Annotated in this window: 19 protein-coding genes; 6 read left to right on the top strand and 13 right to left on the bottom strand. The window is 69.9% G+C overall.

What is annotated here, in order from left to right:
• Positions 1–48: 48 nt before the first annotated feature.
• Complete coding sequence (locus tag ACGFYN_RS13350; RefSeq protein ID WP_393866257.1) at positions 49–3,045, bottom strand: UPF0182 family protein; 2,997 nt, start codon at positions 3,043–3,045, stop codon at positions 49–51.
• Positions 3,046–3,209: 164 nt separating this feature from the next.
• Between ACGFYN_RS13350 and ACGFYN_RS13355 the strand changes: the two genes are divergently transcribed.
• Positions 3,210–3,752: a PPA1309 family protein gene (locus tag ACGFYN_RS13355; RefSeq protein WP_393865930.1), complete on the top strand. Its 543-nt coding sequence runs from the start codon at positions 3,210–3,212 to the stop codon at positions 3,750–3,752.
• A 15-nt stretch (positions 3,753–3,767) separates the two neighbouring features.
• On the opposite strand, the gene ACGFYN_RS13360 is transcribed toward ACGFYN_RS13355, so the two are convergent.
• From ACGFYN_RS13360 to ACGFYN_RS13375, 4 genes are all read right to left on the bottom strand, one after another.
• Entirely contained in the window at positions 3,768–4,862 is a 1,095-nt protein-coding gene (locus ACGFYN_RS13360) for a PDZ domain-containing protein (RefSeq protein ID WP_393865931.1), read from the bottom strand.
• A 56-nt stretch (positions 4,863–4,918) separates the two neighbouring features.
• Positions 4,919–5,083, bottom strand: coding sequence for a hypothetical protein (locus ACGFYN_RS13365; protein WP_393865932.1), 165 nt, complete (start codon positions 5,081–5,083; stop codon positions 4,919–4,921).
• A 121-nt stretch (positions 5,084–5,204) separates the two neighbouring features.
• Complete coding sequence (locus ACGFYN_RS13370; protein WP_393865933.1) at positions 5,205–5,666, bottom strand: molybdenum cofactor biosynthesis protein MoaE; 462 nt, start codon at positions 5,664–5,666, stop codon at positions 5,205–5,207.
• A gap of 141 nt (positions 5,667–5,807) precedes the next feature.
• Positions 5,808–6,920, bottom strand: coding sequence for an SDR family oxidoreductase (locus ACGFYN_RS13375; RefSeq protein WP_393865934.1), 1,113 nt, complete (start codon positions 6,918–6,920; stop codon positions 5,808–5,810).
• A 192-nt stretch (positions 6,921–7,112) separates the two neighbouring features.
• Here ACGFYN_RS13375 and ACGFYN_RS13380 point away from each other — a divergent pair, with 192 nt between their 5' ends.
• Together ACGFYN_RS13380 and ACGFYN_RS13385 are read left to right on the top strand one after the other, a co-directional pair.
• The gene (locus ACGFYN_RS13380; protein ID WP_393865935.1) at positions 7,113–8,588 is read left to right on the top strand and encodes a zinc-dependent metalloprotease; all 1,476 of its coding nucleotides are present in this window, start codon (positions 7,113–7,115) and stop codon (positions 8,586–8,588) included.
• Entirely contained in the window at positions 8,585–9,106 is a 522-nt protein-coding gene (locus ACGFYN_RS13385) for an NUDIX hydrolase (RefSeq protein WP_393865936.1), read from the top strand. The genes ACGFYN_RS13380 and ACGFYN_RS13385 overlap by 4 nt, the downstream gene beginning before the upstream one ends.
• A gap of 64 nt (positions 9,107–9,170) precedes the next feature.
• Here the strand turns inward: ACGFYN_RS13385 and ACGFYN_RS13390 are convergent, their stop codons facing one another.
• The 4 genes from ACGFYN_RS13390 to ACGFYN_RS13405 form a co-directional block, all read right to left on the bottom strand.
• Complete coding sequence (locus ACGFYN_RS13390; RefSeq protein ID WP_393865937.1) at positions 9,171–9,926, bottom strand: AIM24 family protein; 756 nt, start codon at positions 9,924–9,926, stop codon at positions 9,171–9,173.
• Between the two features lie 17 nt (positions 9,927–9,943).
• Entirely contained in the window at positions 9,944–10,624 is a 681-nt protein-coding gene (locus ACGFYN_RS13395) for an AIM24 family protein (protein ID WP_393865938.1), read from the bottom strand.
• Between the two features lie 11 nt (positions 10,625–10,635).
• Entirely contained in the window at positions 10,636–12,282 is a 1,647-nt protein-coding gene (locus ACGFYN_RS13400; RefSeq protein WP_393865939.1) for a TerD family protein, read from the bottom strand.
• Positions 12,283–12,405: 123 nt separating this feature from the next.
• Positions 12,406–13,002, bottom strand: coding sequence for a M48 family metallopeptidase (locus tag ACGFYN_RS13405; RefSeq protein ID WP_393865940.1), 597 nt, complete (start codon positions 13,000–13,002; stop codon positions 12,406–12,408).
• Between the two features lie 265 nt (positions 13,003–13,267).
• Between ACGFYN_RS13405 and ACGFYN_RS13410 the strand changes: the two genes are divergently transcribed.
• Both ACGFYN_RS13410 and ACGFYN_RS13415 read left to right on the top strand, forming a co-directional pair.
• The gene (locus tag ACGFYN_RS13410) at positions 13,268–14,470 is read left to right on the top strand and encodes a TOMM precursor leader peptide-binding protein (RefSeq protein WP_393865941.1); all 1,203 of its coding nucleotides are present in this window, start codon (positions 13,268–13,270) and stop codon (positions 14,468–14,470) included.
• Positions 14,463–15,833: an ABC1 kinase family protein gene (locus ACGFYN_RS13415; protein ID WP_393865942.1), complete on the top strand. Its 1,371-nt coding sequence runs from the start codon at positions 14,463–14,465 to the stop codon at positions 15,831–15,833. Before ACGFYN_RS13410 ends, ACGFYN_RS13415 begins: the two co-directional genes overlap by 8 nt.
• A gap of 113 nt (positions 15,834–15,946) precedes the next feature.
• Here the strand turns inward: ACGFYN_RS13415 and ACGFYN_RS13420 are convergent, their stop codons facing one another.
• The 4 genes from ACGFYN_RS13420 to ACGFYN_RS13435 form a co-directional block, all read right to left on the bottom strand.
• Entirely contained in the window at positions 15,947–16,270 is a 324-nt protein-coding gene (locus tag ACGFYN_RS13420) for a hypothetical protein (RefSeq protein WP_393865943.1), read from the bottom strand.
• Positions 16,267–16,635: a WhiB family transcriptional regulator gene (locus tag ACGFYN_RS13425; RefSeq protein WP_016437873.1), complete on the bottom strand. Its 369-nt coding sequence runs from the start codon at positions 16,633–16,635 to the stop codon at positions 16,267–16,269. Before ACGFYN_RS13425 ends, ACGFYN_RS13420 begins: the two co-directional genes overlap by 4 nt.
• Positions 16,636–16,814: 179 nt before the next feature.
• A complete protein-coding gene (locus tag ACGFYN_RS13430) occupies positions 16,815–17,138 on the bottom strand; it encodes a hypothetical protein (protein WP_393865944.1) in 324 nt (107 codons plus the stop codon).
• 165 nt (positions 17,139–17,303) lie between these two features.
• Positions 17,304–19,499: an ATP-dependent DNA helicase UvrD2 gene (locus ACGFYN_RS13435; protein WP_393865945.1), complete on the bottom strand. Its 2,196-nt coding sequence runs from the start codon at positions 19,497–19,499 to the stop codon at positions 17,304–17,306.
• Between the two features lie 181 nt (positions 19,500–19,680).
• Here ACGFYN_RS13435 and ACGFYN_RS13440 point away from each other — a divergent pair, with 181 nt between their 5' ends.
• Complete coding sequence (locus tag ACGFYN_RS13440) at positions 19,681–19,923, top strand: mycoredoxin (RefSeq protein ID WP_393865946.1); 243 nt, start codon at positions 19,681–19,683, stop codon at positions 19,921–19,923.
• The last annotated feature ends 66 nt before the right edge of the window (positions 19,924–19,989 follow it).

Raw genomic sequence — 19,989 nt, forward strand, 5'->3', positions numbered from 1 at the left:
GTGCCAACCGTACCACGACGCGGGGCGGACTTGATCAGCGGCGGCCGGCTACCCGCCGGCACTGCCGCCGGTACTGGGACTGCCGCTCGGTTTCGGGCTGCCGCTCGGCTTTGCGCTGCTGGTGGGCTTGGCACCGGCGGTCGGCTTGGCACTGCTGCTCCCGCCGCTGCCGCCGCCTGTCTTGTCGGCCTTGGACTGCGCGTCCTCGGCCCTCTGCAGCGCGTCCTCCAGGTCCTTCTGCGCCTTCCCGTACGCCTGCCAGTCGCCCTTCTTCAGGGCCTCCTGGCCGGCGTCGAACGCCTTCTGGGCGTCGTTCAGCGCTTCCTGGACCGTCGGGTTGCTGGACGTCGGCGGTGGGTTGTTCCCCTCGTCCGACGGCGGCGGGGTCGAACTCTCCGCTCCGAAGACCTTGTTGAGGGCCTCGTCGAGGGTGTTCTCGAAGGCGGTCTTGTCGCCGTAGCTGACCAATACCTTGCGCAGCAGCGGGTACTTCAGTCCACCACCGCGTACGTAGACCGGCTCCACGTAGAGCAGTCCTCCGTCGAGCGGCACGGTCAGCAGATTGCCGTACTCGATGTCGGAATCGCCGCCCTTGAGAAGTTTGATGGACTCGGCGATGTCCTGTTCGGAGTTGAACTGGCTCTGGACCTGTTTGGGTCCGTCGACCGTCGTACTCGTCGGCAGTTTCAGGATTCTGATCTTGCCGTAGTCGGTGCTGCCCGCCTCGGCGTCGATCGTCATGAACGCACTGAGGTTGTCCCGGCCGTTGGGTGTGAACGTCGTCGTCAGCGAGAACGCCTGCGACGACTGGTCGGGCATCTTCATGCTCAGGTAGTACGGCGGCACCGCGCTGCCCGACTTGTTGGTCGGGTCCTCCGGCACCTGCCACACCTCGCTGCCGCTGAGGAAGGTCGTCGGGTTGGTGACGTGGTAGCGCGTCAGCAGTTCGCGCTGGACCTTGAACAGGTCCTGCGGATACCGGAGATGGGCCATCAGGTCGGGGGAGATCGAGGACCTGGACTTCACCGTGTTCGGGAACGCCTTCATCCAGGTCTTGAGCACCGGGTCCTTGGTGTCCCACTGGTAGAGCTTGACCTCACCGGTGTACGCGTCGACGGTCGCCTTCACCGAGTTGCGGATGTAGTTGACCTGGTTCTGCTGGGCCACCACCGCGCGCGAGTTGTTGTTCGCGGTCAGCGAGTCGGCCGTCGTGTCACCGAGGGTCGTACGGGACGCGTACGGGTAGCCGTTCGTCGTCGTGTACGCGTCGACGATCCACTGGATGCGGTGGTTGACCACTGCCGGATAGGCGTCGCCGTCGATGGTCAGCCAGGGCGCCACCGCCTCGACGCGCTCCTTCGGCGTGCGGTTGTACAGGATGCGCGAACCCTCGCCGATCGCACCGGAGTAGAGGATCTGCGGCTCGTTGAACGCCACCGCGTACGCCGCCCGGTTGATCGGGTTGGCGAGGTTGACCCCGCTCTTGCCCTTGTAACTGGTGGTCTTCTCACCGCTGTCGTCGGAGTAGTCGATCTCCTTCTGGGGACCGCCGACGATCGAGTACGTGGTGGTCTTCTCACCGTAGTAGACCTGCTGTTCGTAGGTCCCAAGGGTGCCCCTGGACGGCAGGTCGTACTCGGTGAAGACCGGCTGGCCGTTGGCGTCCGCGTCGGTGCCCTTGGCGGCCACCACGCCGTAGCCGTGGGTGTAGCGGAAGTGGTCGTTGATCCAGTTGTTCTTCGGAATGCCGTTGAGGTTCAGCTCGCGCAGACCGATGACCGTGTCTTGATCCCCGGCGTTCTTGCCGTCCTTGCTGTACCGGTCGACGTCCAGGTTGGTCGGGAACGCGTAGTAGTTCCTGATCTGCTGGAGCTGCTGGAACGTGGGCGAGACGATGTTCGGGTCCAGGATGCGGATGCTCGCCGTGGAGTCGACGTCGTCGCGCAGCGTGGCCTTGTCCTTGGTCTTGCTCGTCCCCGAGTAGTCCGTCACCTTGGCGCCGTCGATGCCGTACGCCTCACGCGTCGCCTTGAGGTTCTTCTGGACGTACGGCGCTTCCTTGGCCTGCTCGTTGGGCTGGACCTGGAACTTCTGGACGATCGCCGGGTAGAGCCCGCCGATCAGGATCGCCGAGAGCACCATCAGGCCGAAGCCGATGACGGGCAGCTGCCAGGTGCGCCGCCACAGCGTCGCGAAGAACAGCAGCGCGCAGATGACGGCGATGCAGAACAGGATCGTCTTCGCCGGCAGGTAGGCGTTCGCGTCGACGTACCTCAGGCCCGTCCAGTTGTCCGTCGCCTTGAAGTCGCTGGACTTCACCGCGAGGCCGTACCGGTCGAGCCAGTACGCGACCGCCTTCAGGGCGACGAAGAAGCCGATCAGCACCGACAGATGCCCTGTCGCGGCCGCGGTGGCACGCGCGCCCGGGGAAGTGATCCTGAGCCCGCCATACAGGTAGTGCGTGAGCGCGGCGGCGATCAGCGACAGGATCGCCGCCGCGAAGCCGAAGCCCAGCAGGAAGCGGTACCAGGGCAGGTCGAAGGCGTAGAACGAGACGTCGAGGTGGAACTGCGGGTCCTTCTGGTGGAAGGGCACGCCGTTGACCCACATCAGCCAGGTGCGCCACTGGCTCGATGCCGAGGCACCGGCGATCAGTCCCACCAGGGCGGTGATCCCGAGCAGCAGCCAGGTCTTGTACGGCGCGATGCCCATCCGGTAGCGGTCGAGGCTCTGCTGCTCCATCGACATCGCGCTCAGCGGCGGCCGCATGCGGTGCGCCAGCCAGATGTTGAAGCCGACCGCCAGGGCCATCAGCAGACCGAAGACGAAGAACAGCCCGATCTTCGTCCACAGCGTGGTGGTGAAGACGGACGAGTACTTCACGGAGCGGTACCAGAGCCATTCGGTCCAGAACCCCGCGAACATGGTGAACGCCATGCCGATGACGGCCAGGACGCCCAGTGTCATGAGCAGGGTCCGGACACGCCGGGACGGGCGGCCCACTCTGATCCGCGGCCCCGTCGGGCCTCCGCCGCGGTCCGGCATCTGGAAAGCCAAGGTGCGCACCTCGAAGTTCGCTGTCGATACGTCAGGCCCGCGTCTTCACGGGTCTGCCGTGGCCCCCCGTGATCGTGGGCCCACACCTATGCAACTTACTCACCGTTTACTCGGTTCCCGATTCCGGCCATGAACGAGGCAGGATTGTGACCATGTCCAACACTCCCATGGCAGCGAACCCGCTCACCCGGGCCGTACTCGAGATCGACGAGTACACCTCCGGCCTCGGCTGGGACCAGCCCGCCCGCCTCTTCGCCCTCGTAGACACCGCCCGGCTGCGGTCCCAGGAACCCGCCCTCGCGGCCCAGCTCGGCCTGGAGGACGGCTCCGAGACCAGCGGTCTCACCCCGATCGAGCAGGACGAGATCCCGGCCGGGAAGCCGCTGGACGAGTTCCTCGCCACGATCGCCTGGCCCGACGCGGTGGCCGGCTGCGCGCTCACGGTGGAGCGGCTGATGCTGCCGCCGTCCGCCGAGGCCCAGGTCCCCGAGAACCTGGACGAGGCCGGCCTGGCCAAGTGGGTGGCGGACCACCCGGAACGCCAGGAGGTCCGTATGACGGTCGCGGTGCTGCGCGACGGCTCCCGCGACTCGGCCCTGCGCCTGCGCGAGAAGGACACGCCGACGGAGGTCCTCACGGGCTCCGAACTGGTGCCGGGTCTGGCCCAGGCTCTGGCGGCGACCTTCGAGGAGTAACCGGCTGGCCGCGTCCTACTTGGCCGTGCACTTCGGCAGGTCGGACGTCTTGCCCGCGCGGAGGTCCTTCAGCGCGCCAAGGGCGTCGTCGATGGTGTTCACCTTGATCAGGGTGAGCCCGCCGGGGGTGTCCTTGGCGGCGGCCGAGCAGTTGTCGGCCGGTGTCAGGAAGTACTGCGCGCCCTTGTTGCGCGCGCCGACTGTCTTCATCTGGATGCCGCCGATCGGGCCGACCTTGCCGTCGTCGTCGATCGTCCCGGTGCCGGCCACGAACTTGCCGCCGGTCAGGCTGCCGGGCGTGAGCCTGTCGTAGAGGCCGAGCGAGAACATCAGGCCGGCGCTCGGCCCGCCGACGTCGGCGAGCTTGATGTCGATGCTGAACGGGAAGGTGTGGTCCGTCCCGGCCGAGATCCCGACGATGGCGCGCTTCTCGCCCTTGTCGTCGGAGGTCGTGGTGGTGATCTTGATCTTCTGCGTGCGGGTCGCCGTCTTGTTCTGCTTCTCGGCGGCGGCCTGCTCCTTGGCGGGCACGACCGTGAACACGACATCCTGGCCGGGGGTGTGCTTGGTCACCAGCTTGGCGACGTCCTCCGGCTGCTTCACGACCGTGCCGTCGACGGCCTTGACGACGTCACCGGCGTGCAGCTTGCCCTGCGCCGGGGAGCCCTTGACCACCGTCGAGACGATCACCCAGGTCTTCACCGGGATGTGGAGTTCCTTCAGGGCGGCGACCTTGGCGCTCTCCTGGGACTGACTGAACTCCTCGGCGTTCTCCTGCGTGGACTGCTCCTCGGTCTTGCCGTCCGGGTACAGCGTGTCGTGCGGGACGACCTTGCTGTCGTGGGCGAGCCATCCGTAGACGGCCTCGACGAGGTTCATCCGGTAGTCGGCGCTGGTGACCCGCACGGTGGTCATGTTCAGGTTGCCGCTGGTCGGATAGGTCTTGCGTCCGGAGATCTGCAGCACCGGCTCGCCGTCGTGGTTCCCGAGCGTGTTCACCGTCGGTCCCGGGGACATCTCCGAGTACGGCACGGGGATGAACACTCCCGCGCACAGGAGCGCGATCAGCATCAGGGTGGAGGCGAGCATCGTCGCGGTGCGGCGTGGCATGCCAAGACAGTACGGGACGGCCCTGTCAGCGGACCGTCAGCCCCACCACTGCCGTCTCACGTACCGGAGTCGGACCGCTCCATGGCCTCACGGAAACGGGCGTACCCGGTGAGCTCGGGACCGTCGTTGCGCTGCTTGCGCGTCCGGCCGGCCCAGCTGCCCCACAGCCCGGCCCCGACCGCAGCGAAGAGCGGGATAAGCAACCACAGGAGCGCACCCATGCCGACCTCCCAACCCCGGTGAGCGACCGCGCGAACTGACTGATCAGCAGATTAACCATCCGCACTGACAACGCTCACGGCAGGGGTGGGGTTACGCAACCCGAGGACGGCACAGGGGTGTTCAGCAGGCCCCCACCCACTCCTCCGTGCCGTCGGAGAAGGTCTGGTGCTTCCAGATGGGCACCTCGTGCTTGAGGTCGTCGATCAGCTTCCGGCAGGCCTCGAAGGCCTCGGCCCGGTGCGGGCACGACACGGCGACGACGACGGCGAGATCGCCCACGTCCAGGTCACCGATCCGGTGCACGGCGGCCAGCGCCCGCACCGGGTGGTCGGCGACGACCTTCTCGGCGATCCGCCGCATCTCGGCCTCGGCACTGGGATGGCACGAATAGCCGAGCTGATCGACGTCCGCGCCCCCGTCGTGGTTCCGCACGGTCCCCACGAACAGGGCGATCCCCCCGGCCGCCTCGTCCCCGACGGCCTTGAAGACCTCGTCCAGCGACAGCGCGGTCTCCCGCACGGCGATCAGCTTGATGGGCTCCTGCGCAGCGTGCTCACCGGGATGGTCGTTCGTGGGTGCCATGGCCCCATCGTGCCGCACTCCCGTGACAACACGGAATAGACGTTTCGACCGGCACGCGCGCGTGGGGGCTTGGAGTGTTCTACAGGGGCGGCGCAAAAGGACGCGTGGCAAGGGCGCCCCCGGCCGGGGGCCCGCCCGTCCTCAGATGCGGCGCCGTGCCTTCCGCGCCCTGCGAACCACCGCCGCCGCGCCCAGCAGAGCCACCGTCGCACCCGCCGCGCCGGCCGCCGTCGCGTCCTTGCGGCCCAGGCGGCGTCCGGCGACGGTGTGCCGTCCGGAGACCTCACCGAGGAGTTCCGCGAGCACTTCCTCGTTGGTCCACTGGGGGCGCCAGCCCGCGTCGTGCAGCCGGCTCCCGCTCACCACCCAGGGGTACATCGTGTACGCCAGGTCACCGGCCGGGGACGGCGTCAGCCCGATCCGGTGCAGCCGGGCGGCCGCCCCGAGGGCCACCGCGGACGGCAGCTCCATCCGCCGGATCCCGCTGAGCTCCTCGACCTCCTCCTGCTCCAGCCATCCGTCGCAGCCGACCGCGAGCTCCCCTTCGGCCTTCTCCAGGACGACGTACTCCAGGGCGCTGCACAGATCCTCGACGTGGCAGAACTGCCAGGCGGGCCGCGAATCGGCGACCACCAGCAGCCGGGGCGACTCGAAGTACCTGGTCAGCGCGGTGTCCGTGCCTCCGACCAGCACCGCGGGCCGTACGACGCTGACGTTGAGCCCCGGGTGCGCGCGCGGGGCACGCCGCGCGAGCCGCTCGATCTCCAGCAGGTCGCCGACCCCGGTGGCCTCGGCGGTGGCCCGCAGCTCGGCGTCCTCGGACAGCGGCAGCTCGTTGTCCGGCAGCGCCCCGTAGACCATCGCGGAGGTGCACAGGACGACCCGGTGGATCCCGGCCGCCGCCGCTGCGGTCAGCACGGTCTGCGTCCCGCGCACGTTGTAGGCCGTACGGGCGGCGGGGTCGGTCTCCAGATCCAGATCGAGCGCCAGGTGCACCACCACGTCCGCGCCGCGGAGCTTGTCCGCGATGGCCGGATCCCGCACGTCCAGAATGTGCCACTGCGCCGCCTCGCACTCGCCGCGCCGCTCGTCGATGGCGATGACCTGCTTGATCTGGTCCGAAGCGGCCAGACGTTCGGTGAGCAGGGCGCCGATGCCGGACGCCGCGCCGGTGACCGCCACGACGGGCCCGCGCACCGTCGGCGGGGTTGACTCGTTTCGCGCTGCGCGAACCTGCGGATCTGGGGAACTCACCGGGCGTCTCCAGCGGTTGTCTTCAGTAAGAACGCGAGTGACGCGTCCGTACCAGGTGGCATCCATCCTGCCGCAGGCCAAGAGTCGGCGAAGCACCGAGGCCCGAACCGCCCATGGTGTCTACGCTGGGTGGTGTTATCGGGCAGTCGTGCCGTCGGAGAGAACCGGCGGCCTTACCAGCCGAGGAATCCCGTGAGTGACACCCCATTCGGATTCGGCCTTCCGCCGGAGGAGCCGGAAGACGGCGACGAGGGCAAGAAGAAGGACCAGGAGAGCGGTGGTGGTCAGGGCCCGGCCAACCCGTTCGGTTATGGCGGGCTGCCCGGCGCAGGCGGCTTTGGCGGCCCCGGCGCGGACAATCCGCTCGCTGCCATGTTCGGATCGCTGAACCCCAACGACCTGGGCGCCGCCTTCCAGCAGCTGGGCCAGATGCTCTCTTACGAGGGCGGCCCGGTGAACTGGGACATGGCCAAGCAGATCGCCCGCCAGACGGTCTCCCAGGGCACCCCTGACGGCACCAAGGACTCGAGCATCGGCCCCGCCGAGCGCACCACGGTCCAGGAGGCCGTGCGCCTTGCCGACCTGTGGCTGGACGACGCCACGTCGCTGCCGTCCGGCGCCGGCTCCGCGGTGGCGTGGTCCCGCGCGGAGTGGGTCGAGGCGACCCTGCCCGCGTGGCAGGAGCTCGTCGACCCGGTCGCCGAGCGCGTCGGCGCGGCGATGGGCGACGTCCTGCCGGAGGAGATGCAGGCCATGGCCGGCCCGCTGATCGGCATGATGCGCTCCATGGGCGGCGCCATGTTCGGCACGCAGATCGGGCAGGCCGTCGGCGTGCTCGCGGGCGAGGTCGTCGGCTCCACCGACATCGGCCTGCCGCTCGGCCCGGCGGGCAAGGCCGCGCTGCTGCCGGTGAACATCGAGGCGTTCGGCAAGGACCTGGGCGTGCCGAAGGAGGAGGTACAGCTGTATCTCGCCCTGCGCGAGGCCGCCCACCAGCGCCTCTTCGCGCACGTGCCGTGGCTGCGCTCCCACCTGTTCGGCGCGGTCGACGGGTACGCGCGCGGGATCAAGGTCGACACGGCCAAGCTGGAGGACGTGGTCGGCCAGTTCGACCCGCAGAACCCCGAGCAGCTGCAGGACGCACTTCAGCAGGGCATGTTCCAGCCGGAGGACACCCCGGAGCAGAAGGCCGCCCTGGCCCGCCTGGAGACGGCTCTGGCGCTCGTGGAGGGCTGGGTGGACGCGGTCGTCCACGCGGCCGCGAAGCCGCGCCTGTCGTCCGCCGACGCGCTGCGCGAGACCCTGCGCCGCCGCCGTGCGACGGGCGGTCCGGCGGAGCAGACGTTCGCCACGCTGATCGGCCTGGAGCTGCGCCCGCGCCGCCTGCGCGACGCCTCCCGCCTGTGGGCCTCGCTCACGGACGCGCGCGGTGTCGACGGACGGGACGCCCTGTGGGCCCACCCGGACATGCTGCCCACGGCCTCCGACCTGGACGACCCGGACGGCTTCGTGCACCGCGAGCAGCTGGACTTCTCCGAGCTCGACAAGATGCTCGGCGAGGCTGCCGGCGGCTCCGCGGAGAAGCCGAACCTGAGCAAGGACGGACTCAAGGACGAGCCCAAGGGGCACACCGAGGACGACGACGCCAAGGGCGACGACACCGAGTGAGCCTGTACGACGACGTGGTCCTCGTCCTGAAGGGGTACGAGGGCCAGGAAGAGCTGCGCCAGGAGTACCTGGACCACCTGGCGGCCCATCCGGACGGCCTGTGGAAGGCCTGCCACGCGGGACACATCACGGCGAGCGCCCTGGTCATCGACCCTGAGCGGGGCCGGGTCCTGCTGACCCTCCACAAGAAGCTGCGGATGTGGCTCCAGATGGGCGGCCACTGCGAGCCGGAGGACACCTCCCTCGCGGCGGCGGCGCTGCGCGAGGCGACCGAGGAGTCGGGCATCTCCGGCCTCACGCTGCTGCCGGGCGGCCCGGTCCGCCTCGACCGCCATTCCATCCCGGCGCCCTGCCACTGGCACTTCGACGTGCAGTACGCGGTGGTGGCGCCGACGGACGCGGTCCAGGAGATCAGCGACGAGTCGCTGGACCTGCGCTGGTTCGCCTACGGCGAGGTGGCGGACGTGGCGGACGAGTCGGTCGTACGGCTGCTGGAGGCGACCCGCGCGCGCCTGTGAACAGCCGGCAGACGTAAGGGGCGCCCGCAGATGCGGGCGCCCCTTACGTTTGTTTTCCGGACGCTCAGCTCCAGACGTTCCCCTGGTTCTGCGCCCGCGCTCCGTGCTGCCCCATGCCGTACTGCGCGGAGAGGCCCGAACCGATCTGGGCGTTCTGCGGCGGCAGCAGCTCACTCGGCTGGACGAGCGCGAACCCGCTGCCCATGAAGCTGAGCTCCCAGCCCTCACCGGTGTTGCCGCGGCGCCGCCACACCCCGGAGGAGTGCGTCTGGGCCTGCATCTGGACGCGCAGGCTGGTCGACCAGGCGACGATCGCGTCGGCGTCGCAGTTGACGTACTTGTCGGGCGTCACCTGCATCATCAGCGGCGCACCGGAGGTCATCAGGGCGACCTGGCCGCGGCCGGTGATGTTGAGCTGGTACTTCCCGGAGCCGGAGATGCCGTACTGGCTGTCGACGGCGATGACCTCGTGGTGCAGCGAGGAGTCCATCGCGAGCACGTAGCTGCTGTCGACCGTGAGGCCGTCCTGCTCCACGTCCACCACATGGATGTGCTGGGCGAGGTTGGCGAAGAAGACCGTGCCCTGGCCGTGGCAGCGCATCAGGCTGAGGCCCTCGCCGGTGGCCGCACGCGCGTACGCCTGCTGGGTGCTCTGGTACTCGGCGTCGAACTCGACGAGCCCCTGGTAGGCGACCATGGTGCCCTTGCGGGCCAGGATGTCGTCGTGGCCCTGCAGCGTGACCCGCAGCATCTGCTTGTTCTGCAGGCTGTAGCGCTCCTGGGACTGCGAGTCATTGAAGGCGAAAAGCGGACTCTGCATGGTGTTTCGGCTCCCCCTCAGCCCCGGAACCGCAGGCGGTCGGTGCTGTCCTCGCTGGGCTGGACGACGACGATGCCCTGACCGGAGAAGGCCATCTGGTAGGCCTCGCCGCTGCCGCGGCCGATCAGCGACTGCGCCTTGAAGCTGCGCTTGCCCTTCACCTTGAGGTTCGGGGACCAGGCGACGAGCGCGTCCGGGTCGACGTAGGTCTCGTCATCACCGCCGCCGCAGTCGACGACGATCGGCTTGCCCCGGGAGGTCAGCGCGACCCAGCCCTGCCCTGAGATCTTGGTGTTCCACAGGCCCTGGCCGGCGAACTTGGCGAGCCCCTTGACCCGCTCGACGCCCCAGCTGAGGGACGCGTCGAAAGCGAGCAGGTTGGTGGCGTTGACGGAGATGCCGTCGCCGTTGAGGTTCACGACGACGACGTCGGCGCCGTAGTCGGCGAGGTAGAGCAGTCCGTCCCCGGAGCACTTCATCAGAGGCGCGCCCTCGCCGGTGATCCAGTCGCGGGCGATCTGGCGCACGGCCGGCGGATTGGGCTCGTACTGGATGAAGCCTTCGTAGGCGACCATCGACCCCACGCGCGCGAGGAGGTCGTTCCCGGTCTGCATGGCGACCTTCAGCATGTTGTTGCCGTGGTTCTCCATGCGCGCGGTGACGGGTGCGGGGGCGTAGCCCGCGAGCGGCTGGTTCATGACGGGCTCCCTCAGACCTCGTAGGGCTGGACGACGACGAAGTTGCCGGGGGCGGCCCGGAACTGGAGGTTGACGCTCTCGCCGGTGTCGCCCGGGTAGGCGTTGCGTCGCATGCGGACCTGGCTGGAGACGATCACCTGGGCGGCCGCCGACCAGGCCACGACAGCGTTGCAGTCGGCGAAGGTGGTCGGCGTGACCGGCAGCACCACGGGCGTGCCGTGCGTCTTGACGATGATCGTGCCGGTCCCCTGGAACTGCATCGTGAACAGCGCGCCCCCGGGGATGCCGTGTCCCTCGATCCGGCGGACCTCGTACTGAAGGCTCTCGTCGAAGGCGAGGACGTTCTCCGCGGAGACACAGATCGCGTCGCCCTGGAGCTCGATGGGGTGCAGGTGGGTGGAGCTCTCGGCGAGGAACACCTGGCCCTGGCCGGTGCAGCGCATCAGCTGCATCTCCTGGCCGGTGGCGTTGCCGACGATGCGGCCGGCGAACCCTGCGCCCTTGTAGCCGAAGTCGACCTTGCCCTGGTAGAGCACCATGCTGCCCTGCCGGGCGAGCACGGGCTGGCCGCCGATGCCCAGGTCGACGCGGACGAGCTTCTTGTTCTGCTGCGTCCACCGCTGCCCGGTGGGCGTCTCCTTGAACTTCTGCAGCGCCGCGGTCACTCCGGCGCCACCCTGGGGAGCGCCCTGCGGGACGCCGTAACCCTGCTGCGCCGGGACCTGCCCGAAGGGCGGCTGCTGGCCGTATCCGGGCGGCGGGGTCGGCGCGTGCGGTGCCTGGGGCTGGCCGTAGCCGGGCGGCGGCGGGGCGGCCGGAGCACCGGGCTGACCGTACGGCTGCTGCTGGGGCGGCTGGCCGTACGGGGTGGGCGCCGGGCCGGGGGGCGGCACCGGGGCGCCACCGGGCGGGGTCATCGGCGCGATGATGGTGGGCGCGGCGTGGACGTTCGGAGCCGCGGCGGGCGCCGGTGCCGGAGGCGGGGTCTGTCCCGGGGGCGGCGCGAAGCCCTGGGAAGCCGCGGCGGGCGCGGGGGCCGGAGCCGCCGGGGCGCCGAACGCCGGCGCGGCGAAGCCGGGCGTGGCACCGCTCTGCGCCTGCTGCGGGGCGGGCGCCGCGGGCTGCTCCTCCTCGGCGACCTCGCCGCCGAAATTCTTCAGCAGCGCGTCGAGACCGCCGTCGAAGCCCTGTCCGACGGCGGCGAAGCGCCACACGTCCTTCAGGTAGAAGTCGCCCAGCATCACGGCTCGTTCGGTGGAGAACTCCGAGCCGTTGAAGGAGTACCGGGCCACCTCCTCGCCGCCTGCGACGATGCGGATGTATCCGGGGGCGATCTGCGACATCTGCCCGGCGCCGTCGAGGGTCGCCGTGAACGACAGCTTCTGGATCTGCGCCGGGATCTTGTCGAGCGTGACCCGGAAGGACTCCGTGTCCCCGGCCTGCGTACCCAGGAGCTGAATGGACTCCTCGGGCGACTTCGGCTGGTTGAAGAAGACGAAGTAGCGGTCGTCGGAGAGCCGTTCGTCGGCGTCGAGACCGAAGCAGCTGATGTCGAAGGTCAGTCCGGGACCGCTGATCTGCACGCCTACGTACAGATCAGTGCCCGCGGTGAGGTCACTGATCCTGGCCTTGTGGCCGCGTTGGAATTCCCTGGCCATGCGTAACGACCGTCCCCCATCCCGAATGCGAGTGCGTCGCGCCAGGCTAACGGCAAACTCGGACACCGGAAGAAGTCGGTACAGACCCGGTACACAACGGCCGCCCCCCTGCGGGAGCGGCCCTCACTCCGGGCGCGCGCCCGGCAGATGCGGCAGGCGTTCGGCGGCGACCACGCCTTCGAGGTATCCCCGGGCCCGCTCGGTGCGCGGATAGGCCTCGAGGAGGCGCCAGAAGCGGGGTCCGTGCCCGGGGACCAGCAGATGCGCCAGCTCGTGGACGAGCACGTAGTCGACGACGTACTCGGGCATGCCCTGCAGCCGGTGCGAGAGCCGGATGCTGCCCTCGGATGGAGTGCACGAGCCCCAGCGGGTGTTCTGGTTGGTGACCCAGCGCACCGAGGTGGGCCGGGCGCGTCCGTCGAAGTACTGGGCCGACAGCCGCTCGGCGCGCTCGGCCAGCTCGCCGTCGCCCAGAACCCGTTTGCTCTCCTGGGCGGCCAGCTTGTCGAGCATGACGGTCACCCAGCGCTGCTCCTCCGCCTCGGACATCCGGGCAGGGATGAGTACAACGGTGCGATCGCCCTCGCGGTACGCGGAGACCGTCCTGCGTCGACGGGCGCTCCTGCGGACCTCGATCGCGCTCGTCCCCGAGCCGCTCGGCGGCTGGCTCGTCGTACTGCGCTGTGGCGTTCCGGCGCTGTGCAGTGGGTCGGCGGGCACGCCCCGACGTTACCTGTTGCACATGGGGGAAGTCCCGACTCCGGGACGGTTCCGTGCCGATCGCCCACCAGGCGTTTGATTTGTATGACGAATGCTCGCAGGCTGTGGACAACTTTCGACGGCTGTCGGCCGGTTTGGGCATGCTGGTTCTCACCGGGGACGCCACGACCAGGCTCCACGGCCAGAGATGTTCTACGAAGGCTTACGGGGGCCTGTCATGGCTGTGATGGATGCAGAGGTTGCGGTTGCTCCGGTTGCTCCGGCGATGAAGCCCGCGCTCCGGCGTGGCTGGCGCGACCTCAACACCGTGCAGTTCGGGATGGCACCGGCGCACGCGCTGACGCTCGGCCCGATGGACACGGCGACGGGCAGCTTTCTCGACCTGCTCAACGGCACCCGCGGGCTGCCCCTTCTGCGCGAGGAGGGGCGCCGGATGGATCTGCCCGACGGTCATGTCGACGCACTGGTGCGGCGGCTGGCCCGGGCAGGGCTCCTGGACGACGCCAAGGGCGGCGGGCCGGACGCCGACGAGCTGCGCGGCAAGAAGGAGGCCATGGCCCGGCTGCGTCCGGACCTCGCCTCACTGTCACTGGTCACCACCGGACCCGGCGAGGCGATGCGGCGGCTGGCGGCGCGCCGCTCACTGCGCGTGCAGGTGCGGGGTGCGGGCCGGGTGGGCACCACGCTGGCCTCGCTGCTGGCGGCCGCGGGCATCGGGGAGGTCGACGTGCGGGACGTCGGCCGCGTCGAGGCGGAGGACGTGGCACCGGGGGGACTGCCTGCCGGGTCCGTCGGCGACCGCAGGGACGAGGCCGCCCGGCAGTCCGTGCGCCGGTCCGCTCCGTACCGCCCGCCGCGCCGCCACCGCAAGGCTCCCCTCCCGGACGGCGAGCCCGGCTTCTCCCTGGTGATCCTGGCCCCGCGGGACGACGTCGACGTGCACGCACCCGCACCGTCCACCGCGGAACCGCTCATCGCCTCGGGCACGCCGCACCTGTACGCCGGCGTCGTGGAGGCGACCGGTGTCGTCGGTCCCCTCGTGCTGCCCGGCGAGACGGGCTGCGCGGGCTGTCTGCACGAGGCGCGCAGCGACCGGGATCCGGCCTGGCCCCGTCTGGTGGCACAGTGGCGTTCGGGGCCGCCACGTCCGTCACGAGCCTGTGATGTGACACTGGCCACAACGGTCGCGGGGTTCGCGGCGGCGCACGCCCTCTCCTTCCTGGACGGGCAGGTCCCGACGAGCGCGGGCGCGCGCTGGGAGGTTTCCTTCCCGGGCCTGACCTGGCACGCACGGCCCGTCTGGGCGCATCCGGCATGCCCCTGCGGTGCGGCGGAGAAAGGTAAGGGAGAACACACCTCTAAGGACGAGGAGTCACACGGGACAATGGAGGGGCAACGGTCGCCGAAGACGTTGTGCCGTGAGGCAGATGCGGTGCGGCCGGCAGGGACTTGGAGGGCGCATGTCTGATCTTCCGCGCAAGGCGGTCACCCGGACCGCCAAGCTCGCCGCGCTCCCGCTCGGCTTCGCCGGGCGGGCGACCTGGGGGCTCGGCAAGCGGATCGTCGGCGAGTCCGCGGAGATCGTCGGCCGCGAGCTGCAACAGCGCACGGCGGAGCAGCTGTTCAAGGTGCTCGGCGAGCTCAAGGGCGGGGCCATGAAGTTCGGCCAGGCCCTGTCCGTCTTCGAGTCCGCGCTGCCCGAGGAGGTCGCCGGTCCCTATCGCGCGGCGCTGACGAAGCTGCAGGAGGCGGCGCCGCCGATGCCGACGAGCACCGTGCACCGGGTGCTCGGGGAGCGGCTCGGCGAGGACTGGGCCGACCTCTTCCTCGAGTTCGAGGAGAAGCCCTCCGCGGCGGCGTCGATCGGGCAGGTGCACCGCGGGGTGTGGCACGACGGCCGCGAGGTGGCAGTCAAGGTGCAGTACCCGGGAGCCGGTGAGGCCCTCCTGTCTGACTTGAGTCAATTGGGCCGCTTTGCCAGGCTGTTGGGTCCGCTCATCCCCGGAATGGACATCAAACCCTTGATCGCCGAGCTCAGGGATCGGGTCTCGGAGGAGCTGGACTACGCCCTGGAGGCCCAGGCCCAGCAGACCCACGCCGACGAGTTCGTGGACGATCCGGACGTCGTGGTACCGGGCGTGGTCCACCAGTGCGACCAGGTACTCATCACCGAGTGGATCGACGGCGTGCCGCTGTCGGAGATCATCGCGGACGGCACCCAGGAGCAGCGCGACCGTGCCGGTCAGCTCCTGGCCCGCTTCCTCTTCTCGGGCCCGGCCCGCACCGGACTGCTGCACGCCGACCCGCACCCGGGCAACTTCCGTCTGCTGCCCGGCGGACCGGAGGGCGAGGACGACTGGCGTCTGGGCGTCCTGGACTTCGGCACGGTCGACCGTCTCCCGGGCGGCCTGCCGACGCCCATCGGCGACTCCTTGCGCATGACGATCGACGGCGACGCGGAGGCCGTCTACGAACTCCTCTGCGCGGAGGGCTTCGTCAAGGACTCCATAGAGCTGGACCCGAGCGCCGTCCTCGACTACCTGCTGCCGATCATCGAACCGGCCAGGGCCGACGAGTTCACCTTCACCCGCGGCTGGATGCGCAGCCAGGCGGCCCGTATCGCCGACGTCCGCTCCCCCGCCTACCAGCTGGGCAAGCGGCTGAACCTGCCGCCGGCCTACCTGCTGATCCACCGGGTGACGCTGAGCACGATCGGCGTGCTGTGCCAGCTGGGTGCGACGGTGCGGCTGCGCGAGGAGCTGGAGGAGTGGCTGCCGGGCTTCGTCATGGAGGAGGACGACGAGGGCGAAGGCGAGGTCGTGGAGGCGTGATCCGCGCCGCCGCCTGAACACACCGCGGGGGCCGGTCCGTTCGGACGGACCGGCCCCCGCGAGGAGCTTTCGCCTCCACGTGTGGGGAGGCCACCGCTTCAAGGTGTGGTTGCTTACTGCATGACCGCCACGGCCAGCGCACGGCGAGCACGGCGCGAGGCGCGCTCGGCCCGGCGCTGCATCCGACGGGCGACCAGCAGGCTCACGGCCCGGCGTTCCCGCTCGGCCTCATGCAGCCGGTCGTGCATATGCGCACGAGCCAGGGCTTCTGGGATGAGTTGCATCTCTCGGGTCCTGTTCTGGCGTGAGCCGGTCACGCCGGTGGTGGTGAAATCTTCGATCGCGGAGCCGGTGGACTCGTTGGTGGACGGCTTCATCGGGGCCTGCTTCTTGGGGTCGTTCGTGAGGGGACGGTCGATCGTGCCTGCGGTGTTCATGCCGTGACCGGGTTCTTGCGCGGGCGGCCACGCGGCCGCTTCCGGGCGACGACAACGCCCTGCACGAACAGCTCGCCACCCCAGACGCCCCAGGGCTCACGCCGCTCCTTGGCGCCGGCGAGGCAGGCCTCGATCAGCGGGCAGGTGCGGCAGAGGGACTTGGCGTACTCGACGTCGGCCGGCGACTCGGCGAAGAAGACCTCGGGGTCGTACGAGCGGCACGGGACGGGTACGCCGAGGTTCTCGATGGCGTCGTCGAGCGCGGTGAGCGCGGTGAGCGGGATCAAGGTGGAGTCCTCCGTGGGGCCGGGCTTGGGGATCGTGTCTGAAGGCGGTACGGACGGGGCGTGCGCTTCGAGTTGCACGGTTGTTCTTCCTCGTCTGGTCGTTCCGGCCCTGTTGGGTCGGTGGTCGGCTGGTACCGGGTTCTTTTCTTGTCCCGAGGCCCCTTCGCTCCGTCGTCCCCAGGTGATGGGGACAAACAGAAGGGCCGCGGATCCCGGGTGGGGTTCCGCGGCCCTGAAGGCGCCGGCCTGATCAATGATCAGGCTGGATCACTCCAGGGATCTGGCCCACGGAAGGCCCACATCAGGTGGTGCTGCGTCGTCTGCTTCCGGCTTCCGGCACCGGCCGCCGCAAAGGCATAGGCCTGTGCCTGTGCCTCTACTGCTTCCAGTGCCTTGATCGGTCGCTCATTGCGCTCACGGACGGGAAGGCCCGCGAGAGACACGGGGGCGGACGCCGGACCGGTGGCAGGAATGCCGGACAGGCCGGTGCCCTGGTGGGAAACGCCGAGCATGCACGCGGAGACGACCGAGGGATCGGTCAGTTTGGCGGTGCTGACGGAGCTGTTGCTGATGCTGATCACTTCAATCGCCTCCTCTCGGCGTCTCGGAGGACTGGGATGAACCAGCCCGACGGATATGCAAGTACAACACGGAATCGGGGCCTTCGAGAAGGCCTCCGTCCCCGTGGACAAGAACCTATGGGGATTGCTGGGGCATGCGCAAACTATTTTTTCGACGAGTTTGGATCAGTCGCGTTCGTCGTCTTCCGCGGGCTCGCGGCCTGCGCAGAGGGCCAGGACATCTGCTCCGTAACGGTTGAGCTTGCGCATGCCGACGCCGGGAATCCGTGTCAGTTCGCGCTCGTCGTCGGGGACGGCCTCGGCGATCGCCATCAGCGTCTTGTCGGTGAAGACGCAGAAGGCGGGCTGCCCGCTGCGCTCCGCCTGGCCCGCGCGCCACTCGCGCAATCGCTCGTAGAGCCCCTCGTCCATGTCGGAGGGACAGTCCTCGCAACGCATCAGCTTCATCTCGCCCGCGTCGGTGAGCGTGCGCCCGCATACCCGGCAGCGCGCCGGGGTGCGTTCCTTGCGCCGCGGCACGGCGGCCGGCGCTCTCGTGAAGCCGCGCTCGACCCCCCCGGCGCCACCCGCCGCGGCGCGGCCGGCCGCGCCGGTGGAACCCGGGCGCAGCCCGTCCAGGAACCGGCTGGGGCGGCGGTTGGGGCGGCCGCCGGGCGAGCGGGACAGCGACCAGGAGACGTGGAGGCGCTCCCGGGCCCGGGTGACGCCGACGTAGAGCAGGCGGCGCTCCTCCTCGATCTGCTCGTCGGTCTTTGCGTAGGTGATCGGCATCATGCCCTCGGCGACACCGACCAGGAAGACCACGTCCCACTCGAGGCCCTTGGCCGAGTGCAGGGAGGCGAGGGTGACGCCCTGCACGGTCGGGGCGTGCTGCGCGTTCGCCCGCTCGTCCAGCTCTGCCACGAGGTCGCCGAGGGTGGCGCGCGGGGCGGCGGCGGCGAAGTCGTGCGCAAGGTTCACGAGGGCCGCGAGCGACTCCCAGCGCTCGCGCACCGCCCCGGAACCGGCCGGAGGCTCGGACGTCCAGCCCTCGCCGGACAGCACGGCGCGCACCTGGGAGGGGAGGTCGACGGCGTCGTCGAGGAGGGAGTCGTTGCCTCCGAAGCGGGCCGCGCCGCGCAGCGCTACGCCCGCCTTGCGCACCTCGGGGCGGTCGAAGAACCGCTCGGCGCCGCGCAGCTGGTAGGGGACCCCGGCGTCGGCCAGGGCCTGCTCGTAGGTCTCGGACTGGGAGTTCGTACGGAACAGGATGGCGATCTCGCCGGCCGGGACGCCCGCGTCCATGAGCTCGCGGATGCGGTGGGCGGCGCCCTCGGCCTCCGCGGGCTCGTCCGCGTACTCGGTGTAGGCGGGCTCGGGGCCCGCCTCCCGCTGGGAGATCAGCTCCAGGCGGTGGTCTGCGGCACGGCCGTGGGCCTGGGCCAGAAGGCCGTTGGCGAGGTGGACGACCTGAGGGGTGGAGCGGTAGTCGCGGACCAGCTTGACGACGGTGGCTCCGGGATGGCGGGCGCGGAAGTCGAGCAGGTGGTCCGGGGTTGCTCCGGTGAAGGAGTAGATGGTCTGGCTGGCGTCCCCGACCACGCACAGGTTGTCCCGCTCGCCGAGCCACAGGTCCAGCAGACGCTGCTGGAGCGGGCTGACGTCCTGGTACTCGTCGACCACGAAGTGCTGGTACTGGGCGCGGACCTGGTCGGCGATGTCGTGCCGGTCCTGCAGGACGGCGACGGTCAGCAGCAGGACGTCCTCGAAGTCGATGACGGAGCGGTCCCGCTTGAGGTCCTCGTAGACGGAGTAGAGCTGGGCGATCTCGGCCGGGTCGCGGGGGGACTCACGGCCGGCCTTGGCGGCGGCGGGCGCGTAGTCGGCGGGGACGGTCTGGGTGACCTTGGACCACTCGATCTCGGCGGTGACGTCCCGCAGCTCGCCCCGGTCGAGGCGGATGCGGCAGGCGGCGGCCGCGTCCGCGACGAGCTGGATCTTGCGGTCGACGAGCCGGGGCATGGAGCCGCCCACGGCTTTCGGCCAGAAGTACTGGAGCTGGCGCAGGGCGGCCGAGTGGAACGTACGGGCCTGGACGCCGGAAGCGCCGAGCTGACGCAGCCGGCCGCGCATCTCGCCGGCCGCGCGGTTGGTGAACGTGACGGCCAGCACGCTGGAGGGCTGCAGGATTCCGGCCCGCACCCCGTAGGCGATCCGGTGGGTGATCGCCCGGGTCTTGCCCGTGCCGGCGCCCGCCAGTACGCACACCGGGCCGCGCAGGGCGGTGGCCACCTCGCGCTGCTCGGGGTCGAGCCCTTCGAGCACCGCGTCGGCCGAGTCCGGTACCTGCGGGAAGAGCGTGGAGTGCGTTGCTGCTGTCACACGCCCATGCTGCCAGGTCGCCGGAGACGAGTGCGGCGGTTGTCCACAGGCAGGCACCCGCAGTCGTACTAATGCGGCAGGCGTCTCCTACGGGATACCGCCCGGGGGAATGGTGGCGCTTTCAAGTACGTTCCTCCCACTGCGAGCACCGATCCCCTAGCTGCCGAGGAGCGCGAGAGACATGCCGGGCACTGTGACGATGTACAGCACCACGTGGTGCGGCTACTGCCGCCGGCTGAAGAGCCAGATGGACCGCGAGGGCATCACGTACGACGAGATCAACATCGAGCAGGACCCGGATTCCGCGGCCTTCGTCGAGAAGGCGAATGGCGGAAACCAGACGGTCCCGACGGTGCTGTTCCCGGACGGCTCGACGCTCACCAACCCGTCGCTGGCGCAGGTCAAGCAGAAGATCGGCGCGTAGGCGCTCCGCGGTTTCGCCGCGAAGGCGGCCCCTGAGGCAACTCAGGGGCCGCCTTTTCGCGTTCGA

Origin of the sequence: Streptomyces sp. NPDC048419, from assembly GCF_043200415.1 — a bacterium.
Lineage (GTDB): Bacteria > Actinomycetota > Actinomycetes > Streptomycetales > Streptomycetaceae > Streptomyces.